Origin of the sequence: Leptospira ryugenii (assembly GCF_003114855.1) — a bacterium.
GTDB classification, from domain to species: domain Bacteria; phylum Spirochaetota; class Leptospiria; order Leptospirales; family Leptospiraceae; genus Leptospira_A; species Leptospira_A ryugenii.
In genome coordinates this window covers 207,049-223,856 of record NZ_BFBB01000002.1, presented here as the reverse complement: position 1 = coordinate 223,856, position 16,808 = coordinate 207,049, and the positions used below count along the sequence as shown (strand labels likewise).

Annotated in this window: 15 protein-coding genes; all 15 read right to left on the bottom strand. The window is 36.3% G+C overall.

Going from position 1 to position 16,808, the window contains the following annotated elements:
• Nucleotide 1: 1 nt before the first annotated feature.
• Nucleotides 2–1,087, bottom strand: a complete 1,086-nt coding sequence (locus tag DI060_RS01705; RefSeq protein WP_108973054.1) for a DegT/DnrJ/EryC1/StrS family aminotransferase — start codon at nucleotides 1,085–1,087, stop codon at nucleotides 2–4.
• A 9-nt stretch (nucleotides 1,088–1,096) separates the two neighbouring features.
• Entirely contained in the window at nucleotides 1,097–2,104 is a 1,008-nt protein-coding gene (locus DI060_RS01700; protein ID WP_108973052.1) for an NAD-dependent epimerase/dehydratase family protein, read from the bottom strand.
• On the bottom strand, nucleotides 2,094–3,710 hold the full coding sequence (locus DI060_RS01695; protein WP_108973049.1) for a glycosyltransferase family protein: 1,617 nt from the start codon (nucleotides 3,708–3,710) through the stop codon (nucleotides 2,094–2,096). Before DI060_RS01695 ends, DI060_RS01700 begins: the two co-directional genes overlap by 11 nt.
• Before the next feature lie 7 nt (nucleotides 3,711–3,717).
• On the bottom strand, nucleotides 3,718–5,190 hold the full coding sequence (locus tag DI060_RS19240) for a glycosyltransferase (RefSeq protein WP_167836879.1): 1,473 nt from the start codon (nucleotides 5,188–5,190) through the stop codon (nucleotides 3,718–3,720).
• A gap of 41 nt (nucleotides 5,191–5,231) precedes the next feature.
• The gene (locus tag DI060_RS01685; RefSeq protein ID WP_167836878.1) at nucleotides 5,232–7,184 is read right to left on the bottom strand and encodes a hypothetical protein; all 1,953 of its coding nucleotides are present in this window, start codon (nucleotides 7,182–7,184) and stop codon (nucleotides 5,232–5,234) included.
• An 84-nt stretch (nucleotides 7,185–7,268) separates the two neighbouring features.
• Nucleotides 7,269–8,720 (bottom strand): oligosaccharide flippase family protein, encoded by a 1,452-nt coding sequence (locus DI060_RS01680; protein ID WP_108973045.1) that lies wholly within the window; start codon nucleotides 8,718–8,720, stop codon nucleotides 7,269–7,271.
• The gene (locus DI060_RS01675) at nucleotides 8,720–9,649 is read right to left on the bottom strand and encodes a polysaccharide deacetylase family protein (RefSeq protein ID WP_209451972.1); all 930 of its coding nucleotides are present in this window, start codon (nucleotides 9,647–9,649) and stop codon (nucleotides 8,720–8,722) included. The genes DI060_RS01680 and DI060_RS01675 overlap by 1 nt, the downstream gene beginning before the upstream one ends.
• A gap of 62 nt (nucleotides 9,650–9,711) precedes the next feature.
• Nucleotides 9,712–10,818 carry a GNAT family N-acetyltransferase gene (locus DI060_RS01670; RefSeq protein ID WP_135354969.1) on the bottom strand — a complete coding sequence of 369 codons (1,107 nt, stop codon included), beginning with the start codon at nucleotides 10,816–10,818 and terminating at the stop codon, nucleotides 9,712–9,714.
• Between the two features lie 6 nt (nucleotides 10,819–10,824).
• Nucleotides 10,825–11,100 carry a 4Fe-4S dicluster domain-containing protein gene (locus DI060_RS01665; RefSeq protein ID WP_108973039.1) on the bottom strand — a complete coding sequence of 92 codons (276 nt, stop codon included), beginning with the start codon at nucleotides 11,098–11,100 and terminating at the stop codon, nucleotides 10,825–10,827.
• A gap of 2 nt (nucleotides 11,101–11,102) precedes the next feature.
• Entirely contained in the window at nucleotides 11,103–11,828 is a 726-nt protein-coding gene (locus DI060_RS01660; protein WP_108973037.1) for an acylneuraminate cytidylyltransferase family protein, read from the bottom strand.
• Complete coding sequence (locus DI060_RS01655) at nucleotides 11,825–13,414, bottom strand: B12-binding domain-containing radical SAM protein (protein ID WP_108973034.1); 1,590 nt, start codon at nucleotides 13,412–13,414, stop codon at nucleotides 11,825–11,827. Before DI060_RS01655 ends, DI060_RS01660 begins: the two co-directional genes overlap by 4 nt.
• Before the next feature lie 15 nt (nucleotides 13,415–13,429).
• Nucleotides 13,430–14,440: a 6-hydroxymethylpterin diphosphokinase MptE-like protein gene (locus DI060_RS01650; protein ID WP_108973032.1), complete on the bottom strand. Its 1,011-nt coding sequence runs from the start codon at nucleotides 14,438–14,440 to the stop codon at nucleotides 13,430–13,432.
• Nucleotides 14,441–14,461: 21 nt separating this feature from the next.
• A complete protein-coding gene (locus tag DI060_RS01645; protein ID WP_108973030.1) occupies nucleotides 14,462–14,647 on the bottom strand; it encodes a hypothetical protein in 186 nt (61 codons plus the stop codon).
• Between the two features lie 58 nt (nucleotides 14,648–14,705).
• Nucleotides 14,706–15,641: a Gfo/Idh/MocA family oxidoreductase gene (locus tag DI060_RS01640; RefSeq protein WP_108973028.1), complete on the bottom strand. Its 936-nt coding sequence runs from the start codon at nucleotides 15,639–15,641 to the stop codon at nucleotides 14,706–14,708.
• A 3-nt stretch (nucleotides 15,642–15,644) separates the two neighbouring features.
• Entirely contained in the window at nucleotides 15,645–16,808 is a 1,164-nt protein-coding gene (locus tag DI060_RS01635; protein ID WP_108973026.1) for an N-acetyl sugar amidotransferase, read from the bottom strand.

Genomic DNA, 16,808 nt, shown 5'->3' with positions numbered 1-16,808 from the left:
CTTAATAACTGTTTACAGCCATTACAATCTTTTCCAATTCCTCTTCAGTTAAGGCTGGACTCATTGGTAGACTTACCACTTCCCTGTGAATTTTTTCTGTAATCGGCAAAGACAGTGTCGCTAACTCAGAATAAGCATTTTGCTTGTGTGGGGGTATCGGGTAATGAATGAGCGGCATAATTCCCTGATGATTCAAATGACTCATTAGATTGTCTCTTTCATTGGTTCTTATTACAAATAGATGCCAAACATGGGAATCCTCATGTTCAACTTTCGGCAAAACAATTTTCTCGTTCTTTATATTTTCTCTATAGAATTTAGCGATAGTTCGTCTTTTGGTATTTTCCGCATCTAGATATCGTAGCCTAACTCGAAGAATGGCTGCTTGGATTTCGTCAAGGCGACTATTGAATCCGATTTTCTCATGTACGTATTTCTGATTGGATCCATAATTACGAAGTGCCTTGGATATTTTCATCAAATCATCATCGTTTGTTACAATTGCCCCCCCATCACCAAAACAACCAAGATTTTTTCCCGGGTAAAAACTAAAGCCTCCAGCAAATCCGAATCCACCCGCTCTCCTACCATTCCAACTTGCTCCATGTGCTTGTGCTGAATCCTCAATAACAATCAATTTATGTCGATCGGCAATCTCAATTATCTTTTCAATTTCAGCGAGCTGACCGTATAAATGTACGGCCATTATTGCTTTCGTATGTTTGGTAATTGCTTTTTCTATCAAATCCGGATTTAAATTATATGTGTCTATATTTGGTTCAACTAATACTGGTTTTAGGTTTGCCATTGTGATTGATTGAACCGATGCAAAAAAAGTATTTGCGGGCACCAAGATTTCAGAAGATTCTTCATATCCTCTTGCTTTGAGAATTATCACAAGAGCATCTAATCCATTGCCCACACCTATACAATGTTTGACACCGCAGTATGATGCAAATTCGGATTCGAAACTTTCTAACTCCGGTCCCAATATAAAATAACCTCTATTTATGACTCGTTTAATGGAATCTTGTATCTCATTCTCGTATTCCTTATATACCTTCTTAAAATCGTAAAACGGGATCATGGTTCCTACCTATTGATGATTCCAATAATTTGTTCGATATTTCTTATAATAGGCTATCGTTTTCTCGATCCCTTCAGCTAAGGAAACTTTCGGCTCCCATCCTAAAAATTGTTTTGCTTTGGATATGTCGGGGTAATAATCTCCTGCCTCTTGATCCTCTGATTCTTTTGGGAAAGGCACCATGCGAATCCTTCCTGAATTGGAATGCTGTATTGCTAAATTCGCATAATCCAAATAATTGGAAGGCTCAGGGACACCAAGATTAAAAACTTCACCAAAACATTCTTCCTTTAAAGGCAACATCAATAATGCATCTATCAAATCTTCTACGAAAAGAAAATCGCGTTTAATTTTTCCAGATCCGTAAATGGGAATTTCTTGATCATCAATAGCTAAACGTAGGAACCAATTTGGTACTCCATATTTATTGTTACGCATTTGTGCTCTAGGGCCATAAACATTGCTGATTCTAGTCATTACTGACTTTAAACCAAAGAGATTGTGGTAAATTAAAAGTAACTTTTCAGCAGCCAAATTTGTAACACCATAAATTGTGTTAGGAGTCATATCGGAATCTTCTTTAGCAGGCAAAGAAATTTTCGGCTTATATTGCCCTCTAGTGCCTGTAAAAATGATCTTTGCATTTCTATTATTCTTCTTACATGCTTCCAAGACGTTTAGTGTAGCCATCATATTGCATTCAATATCTAGAAATGGGTCAACGATACTTACACTATGACTTCCCTGACCGGCCAGATGAAAGATATAATCCACATCTTTGACGAGATAATTGATAGCATTGATGTCTGTTATATTGCAAAAATTTATAGAAACTTTATTTCTTATAGCCTCGATATTGAAGAGATTTCCACCATATTCAGGAATCATGGCGTCCACTAATTGAACTTCAGCTCCTAGCTCTACCAGACTAATAGCTAGATTACTACCTATGAACCCGAGTCCTCCAGTTATCAATACTCTCTTCTTTTGATACTCTTCTTTATAATCAATCAGCATGTGACATTTCTCTCTTAAAAACTGCAAAATTTCCGGGAAATAACTTTGGATTGGACAAATTGTATCCTCGCTCTTTCAGCCTATTATTTAACATTTGATTCATTTTTTCATTTTCATTGACATCATAATTTACCCAAACTGGATAATAAGGATTCTTTGAATCAATATTCCCATACGGTAAGATGACAAAATCAGCATCATCAATTGCCAAAGGATAATAGTATGCTCTTCTATTCTCATATATCATCGCTGTCGCGATATTAACTGTAGAGACTATAGAACCTTCTGGGATATAATCCTTCATAAGTTTAGAAGACCTATACAACTCATATGATGGATGCTTGAAACCCTCTCTTAGAGTTCTCCATGCAGTTACCATAACGTTCGAATTAATTCTATCGAATTTATAGTGAGGATTTTCCCAAGTAAAAGGATTAAAGAAAGTATAGTGGATTATAAATCCAAAGAAGATACAACTGAAAAAAATCGAAGATAAAATCTTACCTTTAACTCTAAGGTAAAATTTTACGTAAGCTGTTATCGCAGCCCAAACTAGAATGGGAAAGTAATTCGAATGGTAATGTGTGGTCCAGCCAGTTTTTTCTGCTCCTCCAATGTTTCCTAAAATATTCGGAATCATTGAACCAAATGCAATCAGGCTAGCTCTCCAATCAAAAATAGCAATCAATACAATCAAACTAAAGTTCACGAACATAAATAGCTTAAAATTCACCATAGCATTCGTATAATTTTGTAAATAATTGATGAAATTTTCAAGTATTGATGTAGTAAACCAAGCATCATAAGTGCCGCCAGCACCTACTTTTGAGAGAAGAACTTTGATGGCAAATATGGAATAGATGATCGAAACAGAACCTATAAAGAATAAGGAAAAAATTCTTTCTTTTGTATGTTTAGTGAAATATAAAAAAGAATAAGAAATTGCAAAAGCTCCTGTAAACAATCCAATTCGATCATTCAATAATAGGCAAAGCAATGCGACTAGGCCTAAGTGAAAATAATTTAATCTTTTCTTAGTAACAGTAAAAATGAATAAGAGACCACAAAACAAAAAAAAGCGATCAACGTAAATTTCTCCTTGCAATCCATAATTCCAAACCGGATGAACTGAGACTAGAACCACAAAAATAAATGAGAAATATTCAGAGACTCCTATCTTTCGTAAATATAAATAGCATAAAAAGCAAAGGCCCACAAAGGAAAAGCAAGTAAGGCTAGGAAGCAAGATATAGATCGGAATTAACTTAACGAAAGGTGCAAGAAAGAATAAAATATAATATGTATGATATTTTAATACATATTCATCTTGGTAGTCAGTCGCTTTTAAACTTTTCTTTTTAATGTCTTCCGCTTTACTAGCATAGACTTTGGTCTTTACCTCCATTTCATGTGAGGAACTTAATAAATGGGAAGATGCATGTCCTTTATTAGCGATATTCTCCAATAATTCTGACAAGAAGGCTGTATCGCCAAACGAGTGGATCCATTGTAGAGAGCTATTGTATGTTAGGAGAAAAAAAATCAATGTTAATAGGAAACAAACGATTTTGTCCTTAAAACTCAAACGTATAAATAACTTTGTCATAAAACGATTAGATATTCAACTCGGTAGGTAAACCTTTAGACGCGACAACACTATCAACAACGAACTGGGGTCGCTTTCTTGCCGCATCAAATGTTCTCCAAACATATTCTCCTACTATACCTAAGGAAATTAATACTAAGCTATTAAAAAAAAGTATTACCAGCATCAAGGCTGTCCAACCCTGAGGAATCGTTGGATTTAAAAATTTTTGAACGGTGATGATGACAGCATACACAATGGCACCGAAAACTCCAATACTTCCAGCCCCTGTGATGATCCTCAATGGAACAAAAGAATTGGATAAAATCGCATCATACATAAGTTTAAATTTTCTCCAAAATGTCCATTTTGAGGTACCGTGTGCACGCTTTGCTCGATGATAAAAATGCAATGTTTTCTTAAACCCGAAGTGAAGAAGTGCAGCTGGCATCATTGTATTTTTTTCCGAATGCTTTATTAATAATTCTGCCACCTGTCTATCTAGAAGAAAGAAATCAAATCCGCCTGGAGGCATTTCCTTAGAAACAAAGCTTCTAAAGACTCTATAAAATAAGAAGGAAAAGATCCTAGACGTCCATGGATCTTCCCTAGATTCACGTGCCGCCATAACTATCTTTACACCATTCCTCCAATCCTCAATCATCTTAGGAAATAATTCTGGAGGATCCTGAAGATCTGCAGATATAACTGCTACGCACTTCCCTGAAGTGTATCCTAGGCCAGCTGTGATCGCATCAAAACTTCCAAAATTTCTAGACATGGCAACGAATCGTACATTTGTTTTTTCGTTTACTAATCTAGACAATACTAAACGTGATTCGTCTTTTGAACCATCATCCACAAAGGTAATATCCCAATGTTTAACGGATGCTTCTAACATCGCTTTTTCTATGCGATCATATAATTCAACCAAGGAAGGTGCATTATAGTAAACAGGCACTACAACCGATACTTCCATAAATTCTTTTCGATAGGAAGTATCGCCTTCAAAATATTTTTTAATAATCTTTTCTTTGTCAACCATACCAACTACTCTGCCTGGATTTCCCTTTACAAGTGAAAAGGCAGGAACATCTCTTGTCACAACAGAACCAGCTGCAATTAAACTACCCTCTCCAATTTCAATACCAGGTAAAATAGTCGCATTGGCACCAATGGATGCACCCCGCTTAACAATCGTTTTTAGGAATTTTTCTGGGTATACTTTGCTTCTAGGAAATAGGTCATTTGTGAAAGATACATTGGGACCAATGAAAACGTCATCTTCCAGTACGATACCATCCCATATCTGAACACCGCATTTGATCGTAACACGATCTCCAATACGTACATCGTTTTCGATAAAGACATGGTCACAAATATTACAATCACTTCCAAGGCTAGCCTTTGGTAATATATGAGCAAACGCCCAAATGCGAGTTTTCTCACCGATAGTCTCGCTTTCACAGATAGCTTGTGGATGAACATAAAAAGATTTCATATTTTTTCTTCACTTCTTTACTAAACGTATTTCAGCCTGATTTAAGAATACAATTTGGGAATCTTGTTAATTGTGTTAATTGTATTATCGAAGTCCAAATGAATCGTATTTAAATACCATAAAATTGACTCGAATCTAGGACGATTTTCCTCTTCAATTTTTTCCAATGCCAACTTACGATCGATCATACCCTCTCGAATCTGATTGCTCCTAAAAGTTTCAAATTCCGAAAAACCAGCCACATTGTAATAAATATAATTGTAAAAACTGGCAGTACCATCACCAATTCTCCAAGTAGTCGTTGTATCTGGAGATAACTCCCAGTCATATTCATTAATCAAGGTTGTTTCAATTTCTTTTTCATTCCATGGAAGATAATCAAATAAGTTGAAATAAGAATGTGGTATAAAATAATAAGTTAAGAATGCCTTCGCAGAATCATACAAAGAAGAATTTAAGTAGGATGGATTTGATAAAAATTCCTTACCATAAAAGAGAAGCATCTTTAATTTACCTGAAGTCGTAAGTGTAAAATTATGCTCATCGTCAAAATAAGGTTCTATTCCACAAAATCCACTTTTAAAGTTCGTACGTTCTAAAAGATTTTCACAAAGAATTGTTTCGCGCAGAGAATTTATCTTTCTCAAGTAGTAAGCATAATAAAAGAACTGCTTATCGCCTGCCATGAACAAAGGGATCGTTCCTAGCGATGGTCTTTTTAACCATGCGGCGACGTTTTTACGAATATATTCTCGTTTCATTTTTATATCAGCAGAAACAAGTATATGCTCTATGCCTAATTTTCCGCAAATCCTCGCCTGATTCCTTCGTGCAAGATCGGTTACCATACCCCAATCGTATGTATATGCTATCGGATTTAGCTTTAAAATATTTTTTACATAGTGCAAGCTATAACTGCTATCACGTCCGCCGCTAAAGGCAACCAAACAATCCGGCTCTGCCTTGGGATTGCGAATTTCATCTGCATACTTATTTAACTTTTCTATACCTAAATATTCTTGCTTTTTATAGTGCTTGCAATAGTTACACACTCCATCTTTGTCGAAATAAATAAAGGGAAATGTCTCCGGCAATACACAGCGTGTACATCTTTTCAATAATCGAATTTTTTCGAGATTAAATTCGAGTAATCGCTCTTTCTGATTCTCAGAAACATGAGGTATAACCGCAGTTGATGTGTTAGATGGACTAAAATTCTTGATTTGAAATTTCTTTTGAGAGCCTACTTGGAAGACTTTTTGGTCAATCGAACCTTCGGTAAATTTTAGAAGTTTAAAATTAAGATTGTTAGGATCTAAAACCAACACAGATCCTGGATGCAACCATTTAACATCTATTTCACCATCATTTTTTTGTATGCCATAACTTTCCAACAAATGATTCAATATGAATCGCTCAGAGGAAAAAATAAAAATTCCTAGGGATGTATCTGAGTAGTAATACAATGACCCTGTATTCGTATATAATAACAATAAATCCGACTTATCAGTTATGATACCCGTTGACACCGAACCTTCTATTTCAGGTAAGGTATTCTTCAGAGCACTCAAAGCATCCTCAGTCTTGAGTCTTTGCATATAAAGGTCCAAAAGAAACTCGGTATCTACTTCATAAACACGAGTTAAGTCCTTGTGCTTTGTCCACGCTTTATCTACATTAACAATGATTCCATTGTGAACAGCTACTCCACCGCTTTTTGTGACAGGCTGATTATTTTCATTATTGGAAGAAAATCCATTCGTTACTAATCTAGTGTGGCCCAACAATTGTATATAATTGGGTCCCGATTTATGTTTTTCCCAATTTTTAAAATATTGGTTCCAGAACTCATTGAACCCCTTTGTTTTGATGAGTTCGGAGGCAGGTAAAGAATCTTTATAAACTCCAATTTCCCTTTCTACATTTGATTTTATTGCCAAACCGGCAGACTCTTTTCCTCTCGTTTCCGAAAGCAAAAAAAGCTCATTAGTCAACTTCCTGATATCCTTGTTTGATATACGCGAAGTCTCATTCAGTACAATCCCAAATATTCCACACATTAGTTTTAAATAATATTCCTATACAAAATGTTTTTTTCTCAATTCTGGATAAAAGTACTTATAGAAGGCATACCCTAGGACACTTGCGAGGATAATGAGCTTAAAAAAGAACATTTGCCATAGTGTAAAGTAATGAATCATATTTAAATATCGCACGACTAATACCAAAAGCGATAATAATAGAAGGGAAAATAAAATTTGATTTAATGGAAAATAAAAGACTTTAAAGTAGAATCTTATCACACCATAAGTCAACAACAGCATGAATCCATAAGCAAACATTGTGGTAAAGGCAGCTGCAGTATAACCATAAAATGTGATAAAAAAATAATTAAGAACTATGTTTAGCACACCACCTAATAAAACTACCGATGAAAGAAATAAATTTCTTTTATAAAACGAAAAAATCCAAGAATAGTAAGTGAACGAAATATAAATAAAATAGCCTAAAATCAGGATTGGTAATACCTCTATCGACTCACCGTATGTCTTTGTAGAAAGCAAAGTTACTACCTCTTTCGCAAACAATACTAACACAAATGAAGCTATAAAAAGGACTCTTAACAAAAGCCTAAACTCATAAATGAGAGAATTTGTGTCATTTTTCTCCATATAGTTGTAAAAGTTAGGAGTCCATGCCATAGCAAATGAACTGTTTAAAAGAGGAATCGCCATCGCAATATTTCCTGCTAAGCTATAAAATGCAGTTTCCATTTTCCCAATAATGTCATTGATCATCACTTTATCAAACTGTGCTAAAATAACACCACTCAAAGAGTATGGCAAAAGAGGAATTGAGTAAGAAATCATATACTTTAGATGTTTTAGTTCGAATTTCAATTTTATATGGTTTCTAAGTTCGAACAAAAAAGCTAGAGAGCAAAAAATTCCTACAACGAGTACACCATAAAGGTAAGCTAAGTATTCATTATTCTTTGACATTAATGCAAATGCTATTCCTAAAAAAAATGAACCAAAGGAAATGATCACTTTTCTGGTTATAATCCTATTACTCTCTTTCAAAGGGATGAAAGTTTGTTCGTAAAAAGATGTTATTAAATAAATAAAAACAAAAAAACCGAGTAATAGACTTACCTCCTTAGGTAGGCTAAGTAGTTCGGAAAAATAATCCGTAGATATACAAACAAAGAGCTGAAATAGAAAAAGCATGAGCAGGCAAAAAATAAGTAATGTGCCGATAAACTCCTTTTTATCATCATAAGACTCATAAAGATATCTACCTAATGATGTATACCCATTGAGAGTTACCAAAACAATAAAGAATGATTTATAACTTTCCACAAGATTCACTATCGCATAACCTTGTGGAGAAAGAATTCTTGTTAAAAACGCTGTCCCGAAGAATGTTAAAGACGCAATAAGCGCATTTCCCAAAAAATAGGTAGAAGAATGTTTAATAAGATCCCAGAGTTTTTCATTTAAATTGAAAATAACTTTCAGAGCCTGCATCAATTTTTTAGCAACTCCAAAGTCCACTTACTGCTATCCGAATCGCCACTGTATGGAAAATCAATAGTATCTATCCGAGGAAATTCAAACCTATTTTTCTCTGTTAGCTCAGCTATCCCTGTCACAGATGGGTCTATAAAACCTAGTTTAAAATTCATTTTTTTTAGAATTTCTATTGTGGTCTCATTATAACTGCCATAAGGATAACAAATAGTAAGGGTATCAGGATTCACACCGGACTCAATAAGGAAAGAGAGAGATTTTCTTAAGTCTTGCTCTTGCTCCTCATAAGTTAAAGTATGTAACCAGAAATGCTCATGACCATGACTTCCTATATGCATACCTGACTTTAGCATTGTTGATATCTGATCTTGATTTACATACAATTCATTATTAATAACTCTCTCCGAGACTCCTAAATACTCTTCGAATAGCTCGTCCAAGATCACCTTCCTACATGAATAAGGCAATTCAGATTGTAACATCCTCTTGATGAATATGACTTCTTCAGTATCTAAGCCATTTCCTGGAAATTTTATATTTCTATAATATTCTAAAGATTTTAACTCATACGTCTTTTGGTATTTTTCTATCAACTTCCAAATATCTTTATATAACTTCTGAAAACTTGAATCAGCTAGAGACTTTGCTAATAAAAGATGAATTTTATTGACATCCAATATTTTTTTCTCCTGCACAGGTGCAGAAGGAATAAAAAAGGAACCTTGGATGCCTTTGTTAAATAATACTGGGAATGCATTGAGGTAATGATCTGAATAACCATCGTCAAAAGTAAGAAGTAAGGAATTCTTCGGCAGAGATTTTCTTCCTTCAATGGATTCAATAAAATCTTCCATCGTAATATAATGATAATATTTCGATAAATAATCGATTTGACCGATAAAATTTTTCAGATCCAGGGCTTTCATTTCGGGGAATCGCGAATTCTTTAGATCCCTTACATAATGATAGGAAATTATAGTAACTTTATTCATATATTGATTTGTTCCAGTTTATTTATTCTATCCCTGTCCGAATCACCGCGCGTAAAATAAACATTCCTCTCAGAAAGATCATTTACATTGATAGTTTTTGAAAAAAGAGCGACAAATTCCAAATTTTTGCGATTTTCGATAGGATAGGTAACCTGCGGTAGAATTTCTATATGATCTGCTTTAAGCATAGAAAATCCTTTTGCTTTAAAAAGATCCTCATACAATACCCCGAAGCAAGAAAAATCTAAATACAAGGCTCCATCTTCATACGCTTTTGCAATCAAAGAATCTATATGAGGACCCAGTGAGTCACAATTGCCATAGAGATCCACGATACGATATACAAAGTATTGAGTAGGATATAATTTTTCTTTACGAACCACTATAATGGAAGCATCAGAATCATATTCATTCGAGTAAGTAATTAGATAAGTTATATATGGATTATTTAGGTACCGTGATGTAAAATGATTCTTGGTTCGGTAAGTTGTGAGTATTTCTGGAAAGTGATGGAAATTAAAGCTCCTTCCAGTAAAGTCCCTTAAACTAGTTATTGTATCAATCTTCTGGGCACTAGGAGAAACTTTTACGGGAAGTAAGATTTTTGCACTACCAACATCTTGGTTAATTGCTTTTACTACTTCAAAAGTATCTTCATTTAAATTATAAATATATCGAGAGAGAGTTGATCGTTGAAATGTGTTGAATCCTAATGACTCATAAAATCCAAGCGATTCTTTGGGAAAACTAATGACTCCTAGTGTATCATATCTCTTTTTTAAATTTTCAATGATTGCGGTATTCAATCCCTTCCCACGATATTCAGAAAGTGTGAAAGCATTTACCATCCATTTGATTGGCAGAACTCCTTGATTTAAAACTAAATTTGAGTGTAAAATTCCGTAATAGCTTACAATTGTTTCCCCAAAAAATGCAGCGAAGCCCATTTCATTGAACTTACCTTCATTTTGACTAGAGTTAGAAAAGTAGAATGATAAAAAATCTTGGTTTGCAAACGCAGACTTTTCTCCGTAAGCATTTCTAAAAAATCGAGAAAGTTCGAAGAGATCTCTCTCAACCAACTGCCTAATTATTATTTTCAACTTGGCTTATTTAGCTAATGGCGGAATCTTTTTTGCGATAACCGGGCTTGTTTTTGATTCTCTCTCATTGAATTCAATGAATGGTTTTTCTTCTTCAGGAATCAGTTGATCAGAATAAATTGCACTAACAGGACATTCTGCGACACAGGCGCTACAGTCAATGCAAGTCTCTGGATTGATCACAAGCATATTTTCCAAAAGATGGAAGGCATCTACAGGACAGACTTCCACACAATCAGTATAACGGTTTTCTTTACATTTAGAAGTGATAATATGTGCCATAACTATATCCTATCCTGACTTTTTAATATTTCAAAATTTTTGAGAGCTTCATGGAAATCTTCTATAGTATCAATATCAGAAGACTCTAGTTCATCAGTTAAATAATGCAAAACCGGTTCATCATCATAGCGTTTTCCTGATAGAATTTTTTTGACAGATGCTATGTATGCTACACCTGAAACGAGAAAAAGGCTTTGTAGATCTTGTCGGTTTACAATCTTTTGGTCCCGCTCAAGAAAATACTTTAGGTACTCCCCATCTTGCAATCGCATGATTAGATTGTATTTAGGGTCTACTTCTTTAACTGTTATCATTGAATCGAATTCGGATTTTGCCTTAGAAAAATAGGATCTGATAAAATTGTCCAAAAAGTTTTTGGTTCTCAGAGGCTGAGTCGGTTGCAATAGGACTACGTAATCAAAAGATTCCCCTATGTTTTCAAGTGCCAGGATGGAATGGCGAATCGCGTCGTAGATGTTACTGGTGTCACTAGCTAGTTCTTTGGGCCTAAAAAATGGAACGTGTGCACCATACTTCTTTGCTATCTCAGCTATCTCTTCACCGTCTGTTGAAACGAATGTAAAGTCTATGCAAGTCGATGCGATCGAAGAACCTATCGTCCAAGCAATCAAAGGTTTACCAGCAAAATCTTTTACGTTTTTGCCAGGTAAACCTTTCGAACCTTCTCTCGCTCCTATGAAAGAGAGAATTCGCTTGTTTTCTATCAAATGCTAACTACTTCCGAAATAGGCGTTGTAACTTTCTTTTTGATAATATTGAAAGTTGCATTTGGTAAGACATATGGGTTTTCAGGCGCCATCTTTACCCTTCCTATACTTTCATAGTAAGCAATGGTGTGCTCTAAAAGTCTTAAGTCTCTCTTCGCCACAATTTCCTGCAATCCTAGTAATTCAACCGGGCTGAAATTGTGCGAGATAACAGCAGTAATCTTAGAGGCATCACCCAAATCTTCAATGTATGCTTCCAGATCGCCATTGTACTGTTCTAAAATCGCATTTTTGTAAGTGTAGTACCATTCTGAGCCTGGATACGGGGTTGCAAAGTGCGGTCTTGAATACATTCCAATTTTGATCATACATTCAATCGTTGTTCGAATGCTATCAAACGATTCTTCTGGGAATCCAATGATGATATTCGGTAATGGGATAATACCAGTAGAGAGACATTTTGGAACTGCTTCCAAATTATTTTTCTGCGTAGATCCCTTGCCTAAGTTTTTTAAGATTGTAGGGTCAAAAGATTCGATTCCATAAACAAGGTGTGAGCAGCCTGCTTTGAACATCGCTTTGAGGACTTCCTCTGTATGCAAGGTCGCATGGCTTGTCCCTCCCCAGAAAACACCACCTTTGTTCTCACTATCGGGAACTCCGTCCCTTCGGCTAGTTGGCTGCAGTCCTTCTGCAATCCATAGGTCGCAAAGTTCGAATAGCCATTTTCGTCCACTTGCCGCATCCATGGTCATCATGTTTTCATCTATGAACGAAACAAAATCAATGTTATACTTTTCTACTAAGGTTTTGACCATGTCCACTATATAGCGCGGACTATGGTACCTGATGTTTCGACCATAAGAAAATCTAACGTCTTTCACTCCGTTTTCGTTCTTCTCGACTGTCATATCACCAATGATTCCTAGGTGCCAACAGTATTTACAAACTAAGCTGCAACCTAGACTTCCATTAACGTCTATCCGGCGCTTTGCTAGGTAAGCGGACTCGCTATACAACAACTGTGAATTTTCAAAATAGATTTCCATGGGCAACAGATCCCATGCTGGATAAGGCAATATGTCTAGGTCGGCTATATTTGGCCTAACATCCGTTAAGACAGGATTACCTTCTTCATCTCGGTAACAAACACCAAGGCATTCGCTGAAATCAAAATCTTTCCTATCAATTTTTTCCAAAATTTCTGGCCAGGTTAAAAAGGCTTCCCCTATTACACCCAAATCTATCTCTTTCAACCAATTCATGATATCAAGCGGCATACTGGTAATGAACCCGCCACCAGCGATTATGAAACTTTTAGGAGAAACTTTCTTACAAATCCCCACTATCTTTTTGATAGAAGAATAGGCAGTTGTCAATCCACCGATTCCAATGACATCCCAGTCATCAGCAGTCGCAACTTCCTCAATGACATCGTATCCCAGTCGCCATGCATTTGCATCGTAAAACTGAACTTCATGCCCTTTTTCCATGGCAATAGCAGCCATTAGTGACAGACCGTATGGAATGTGTTTGGGTTTGTCTTCTTCTCGGATGATTGGGTTAATCAAAAGAATCTTTGCCATGTGTTTGTTTCTCCTTTATTTGTGCTGTGTTAAAAATTCGGTGAAATTTATATTTTTGATCTGAGGGTGTTCCAAAGTTCCTCCCTCAGTACAGTTGATTAGTGTTGCCTCTGACCGCTCGAGCAATTCGTAAAAATTTCTTCGGTACCAGTAGTAAGTTGGGTCAATGTAGAAGCCCTGTCCCGTTAGGGAGTTCTTGTGTGGAACAAAATACTGCTCCACACCTTCCTTTCCTTCTTTCATGACAAGCTCATAATAGGTTTGTGTTTTCTCGATTGGGAGGTCGTCATAATATCCGTAATCCATACCTATCACTGCTATGTTCTTCAATTTGAGGATCAACTCAGCAAACAACCAGGAAGTGGTGCCTACGGTTCCCCCCGTATTTAGACAGGGCAATTTGATTTTTTGGTAAAAATTTCTCGTGAGGCTATCGGGTTTATTAGGGTCATCTACGAGTGGATGCCACCAATAAATATCAAATCCTGCCTCTATTAAGCGTTTTGTAACGGAAGGATGTACTGTCGTCGCTACAATGGCCTTCGTTTTGCCCGCGTTTTCATTTACGATGCGTATATTCTCTTCGTTTTGTTTCAGGGTATTGGTTCGAAAATCCACATTGAGATCTTGGCGTTCAAAATAATCATCATTTTCTAGATTTTTCTGGATATCAGGATCCCCGAACCAACGGACGATTCGAGTGGGATGTGGATCTAATGTGAGGACATACTCAGGAACAATGCCTTTTTTGATTGAGGCAATGTATGAGCCATCAGTAGAAATCGTGATTTTCGAGTAACCAGAATCGACAATTTTTTGGAGAGAATTTTGCCTCTGAAGACTTGGCCCTGCTGATATTACAATTCCAGTATCCGATGTAGGAGGAGGAAGATCTTTAATCGACTTCTTAACATAAGGAATATTTGCTTGAACATGGTCATCTAAGCTTGTTAGGTGATATTCAAGACCAATGACTGTAATTTCATTTACAAGAGAATCAAATTTGCTACTGATGGGATCTGTCATATTATCGCGAAAATAGAGAATCTATTTTTCTTCTTCTCCATCCCAAGTCAATTTATTGCGCTCAACGTAGACCATACTACCACCTAAGGTGGCTAGAACTTTTTGCTTAAGTTCTTCTTGAAGGTTTGCATCACCTTGAGTTTTAACCTTGTCCAGATCCACCTCTTTCTTGGTTTTAAAATTTCCTTTCAAAATGTCCTTATCCATATAGTCTCCTTATCATTTAATTGTGTTACTTCTTAGACAAAAAATTTCGCATTAATATTCAGGTAATAGGAAACAAAGTATCTTCTTTAAACTCTTTTCCTTCAGAGGCGCTTATCAAATGAAAGATATGCCTATGGATATTTTCGACATCTATGATGGAGGGCAATTTGCATTTTTCCTCTTGGATGTCCTGGAAAATTTGATTTGTGAGCCTGCTATTGGGTATGATTTCGAATTCATCCCAATGATACTGATTCTCTTTCACAGAAACACAACGTCCACTACTCTCACTGATCTGTAATTGTATTTCATCAGCATCCAGCACAATGCTGGGTGCTGCTGCATGGCCAGAATCGAAAAACAAATGCAAAGATTGCTTGCTCTTTGTTAGGAATTTCATACTTCCGAAGTATTCTTGGTAATGATTCCCTCGCTTATTGTCCTTCGGTGATCGAACAAGAGAACCAGATGACGACTGGATTTTCTCTCCTGAAAGATATTCAAAAAGATCCATATAATGGACAGCACTGGTAACCATCCCAATATCTCCAGCCACAACACTCATGCGGAGGTTGTGAACAGATCCCTGGTTAAGAATGTTCACATATTTAGGAAAATAACGGTTGGGAAAATTACAGTACGTTTTGATATCTTTCTGTTCAACGAGGTGGATTGCTTGCTTAAACTGTTCGCCAGATTGGAAGACTATCTTTTCTAAAAGAAAGTTTTTGATTCCGAGTTGAACAAGTTTTTGAAATATCGAAAAGCGCTCCCTGGCAGAAGAGGATAGAACGACCCGATCGATTCCCAGAGAGGCACTTTGTTCTAAGGAGGTTATTCTCTTGGCTACGGACGGGAGCGCTTGAATTCGCTCCAGTCCTTGCCTGTAACTCTCATCAGAAGGATCAAAAATGTAGACATCCTTACCTCCGGAAATTAGAGATTGCGCATGCCTAGATCCGATCGATCCAAATCCTACAACTAAATATTTCACTGATCATTCAACCTGAGCTTTTATCTTCCACTCCCCATTTTCTTTTGACCAGATATGGGATGATCTCCAACTATCAACAACTTCCCAAAAGTATTCTTCTGTTATATCGCAATATTCCAAGAATTCTTGGAAGTAACGAGCTGGAAACTCGCCGTCATACTTTCTAACAAGAGTAACACCCTCTTCTCTCGTTAAGTGTTTATCTCTAATTTCATGAGCAGAATCCGATGTAGCTCTACCAATTCCAAATTTAATGAAGCTCAAGTAATAATGAAATCCATCCAATCTATCATCTAAAGATGCATACTTAGAATAGGTTCCTTCACTACGGACAGGGTTTGCACTGAAACCAGTGTTTTCCACACAGTAGTAATAATTTTCTTGCGGGATCCATTTTCTATAGTAACCGTAAAAATGAATCGTAGTGCCGATTGCATCTAACTCCTCGTTCGAGGGAGCCATATAAGGAACAAGTTCCTTAGGACTAATTCCGTAATTTACATAATCCTCGGGACCCAAGTTTGAAAAATAGTGCTTCTTATGATCGGAACGGTAATCACGCGTTGGGACAAAGGCATTCTTTAAATCACCGCCATACTCAACTTCCCCATTTTCACCGTACATAATCAAAGGAATCTTATATCTCACGGCGATTTGCAGAGGGAAGTTCGCCTGACCAAAAATAAACGGTTGGAACGGATCCCCCAATATTTCAAAGGATAACTTGGTTAGCTTACGATGAGTTGCACCAGGAGGAGCACCGTTTACATTGGCTAAGTCACCAACATGAATCATATTTTGATGGTTCTTAAAACCTATGTCCGTATACAAATGCGGCGACCAGGTTACTGTTAAAGGGTTCATTCCGTATTTGTGTTTGAGTTCATGCGCAACAAAGGCGCTATCTTTACCACCGCTAGAAGGCACAATCACATCGTAAGTTCCATCATCTCTACGATAGCGATCCAATAATGCTTTTAATTCACTTTCTCTTTGTTTCCAGTCGACTTTGGTGTCTTTATAATCAGCATAATTGCATGCAGAGCATACACCTTTTTCGTCAAAAGTGATCCTGGGTCTTTGGTTAGACATTGTGCATCGTTTGCAAAATTTAATCTCATCTGGTAGATTATATCTCTCTTTTGTGTTCTTTGGTTTTACTTCCAT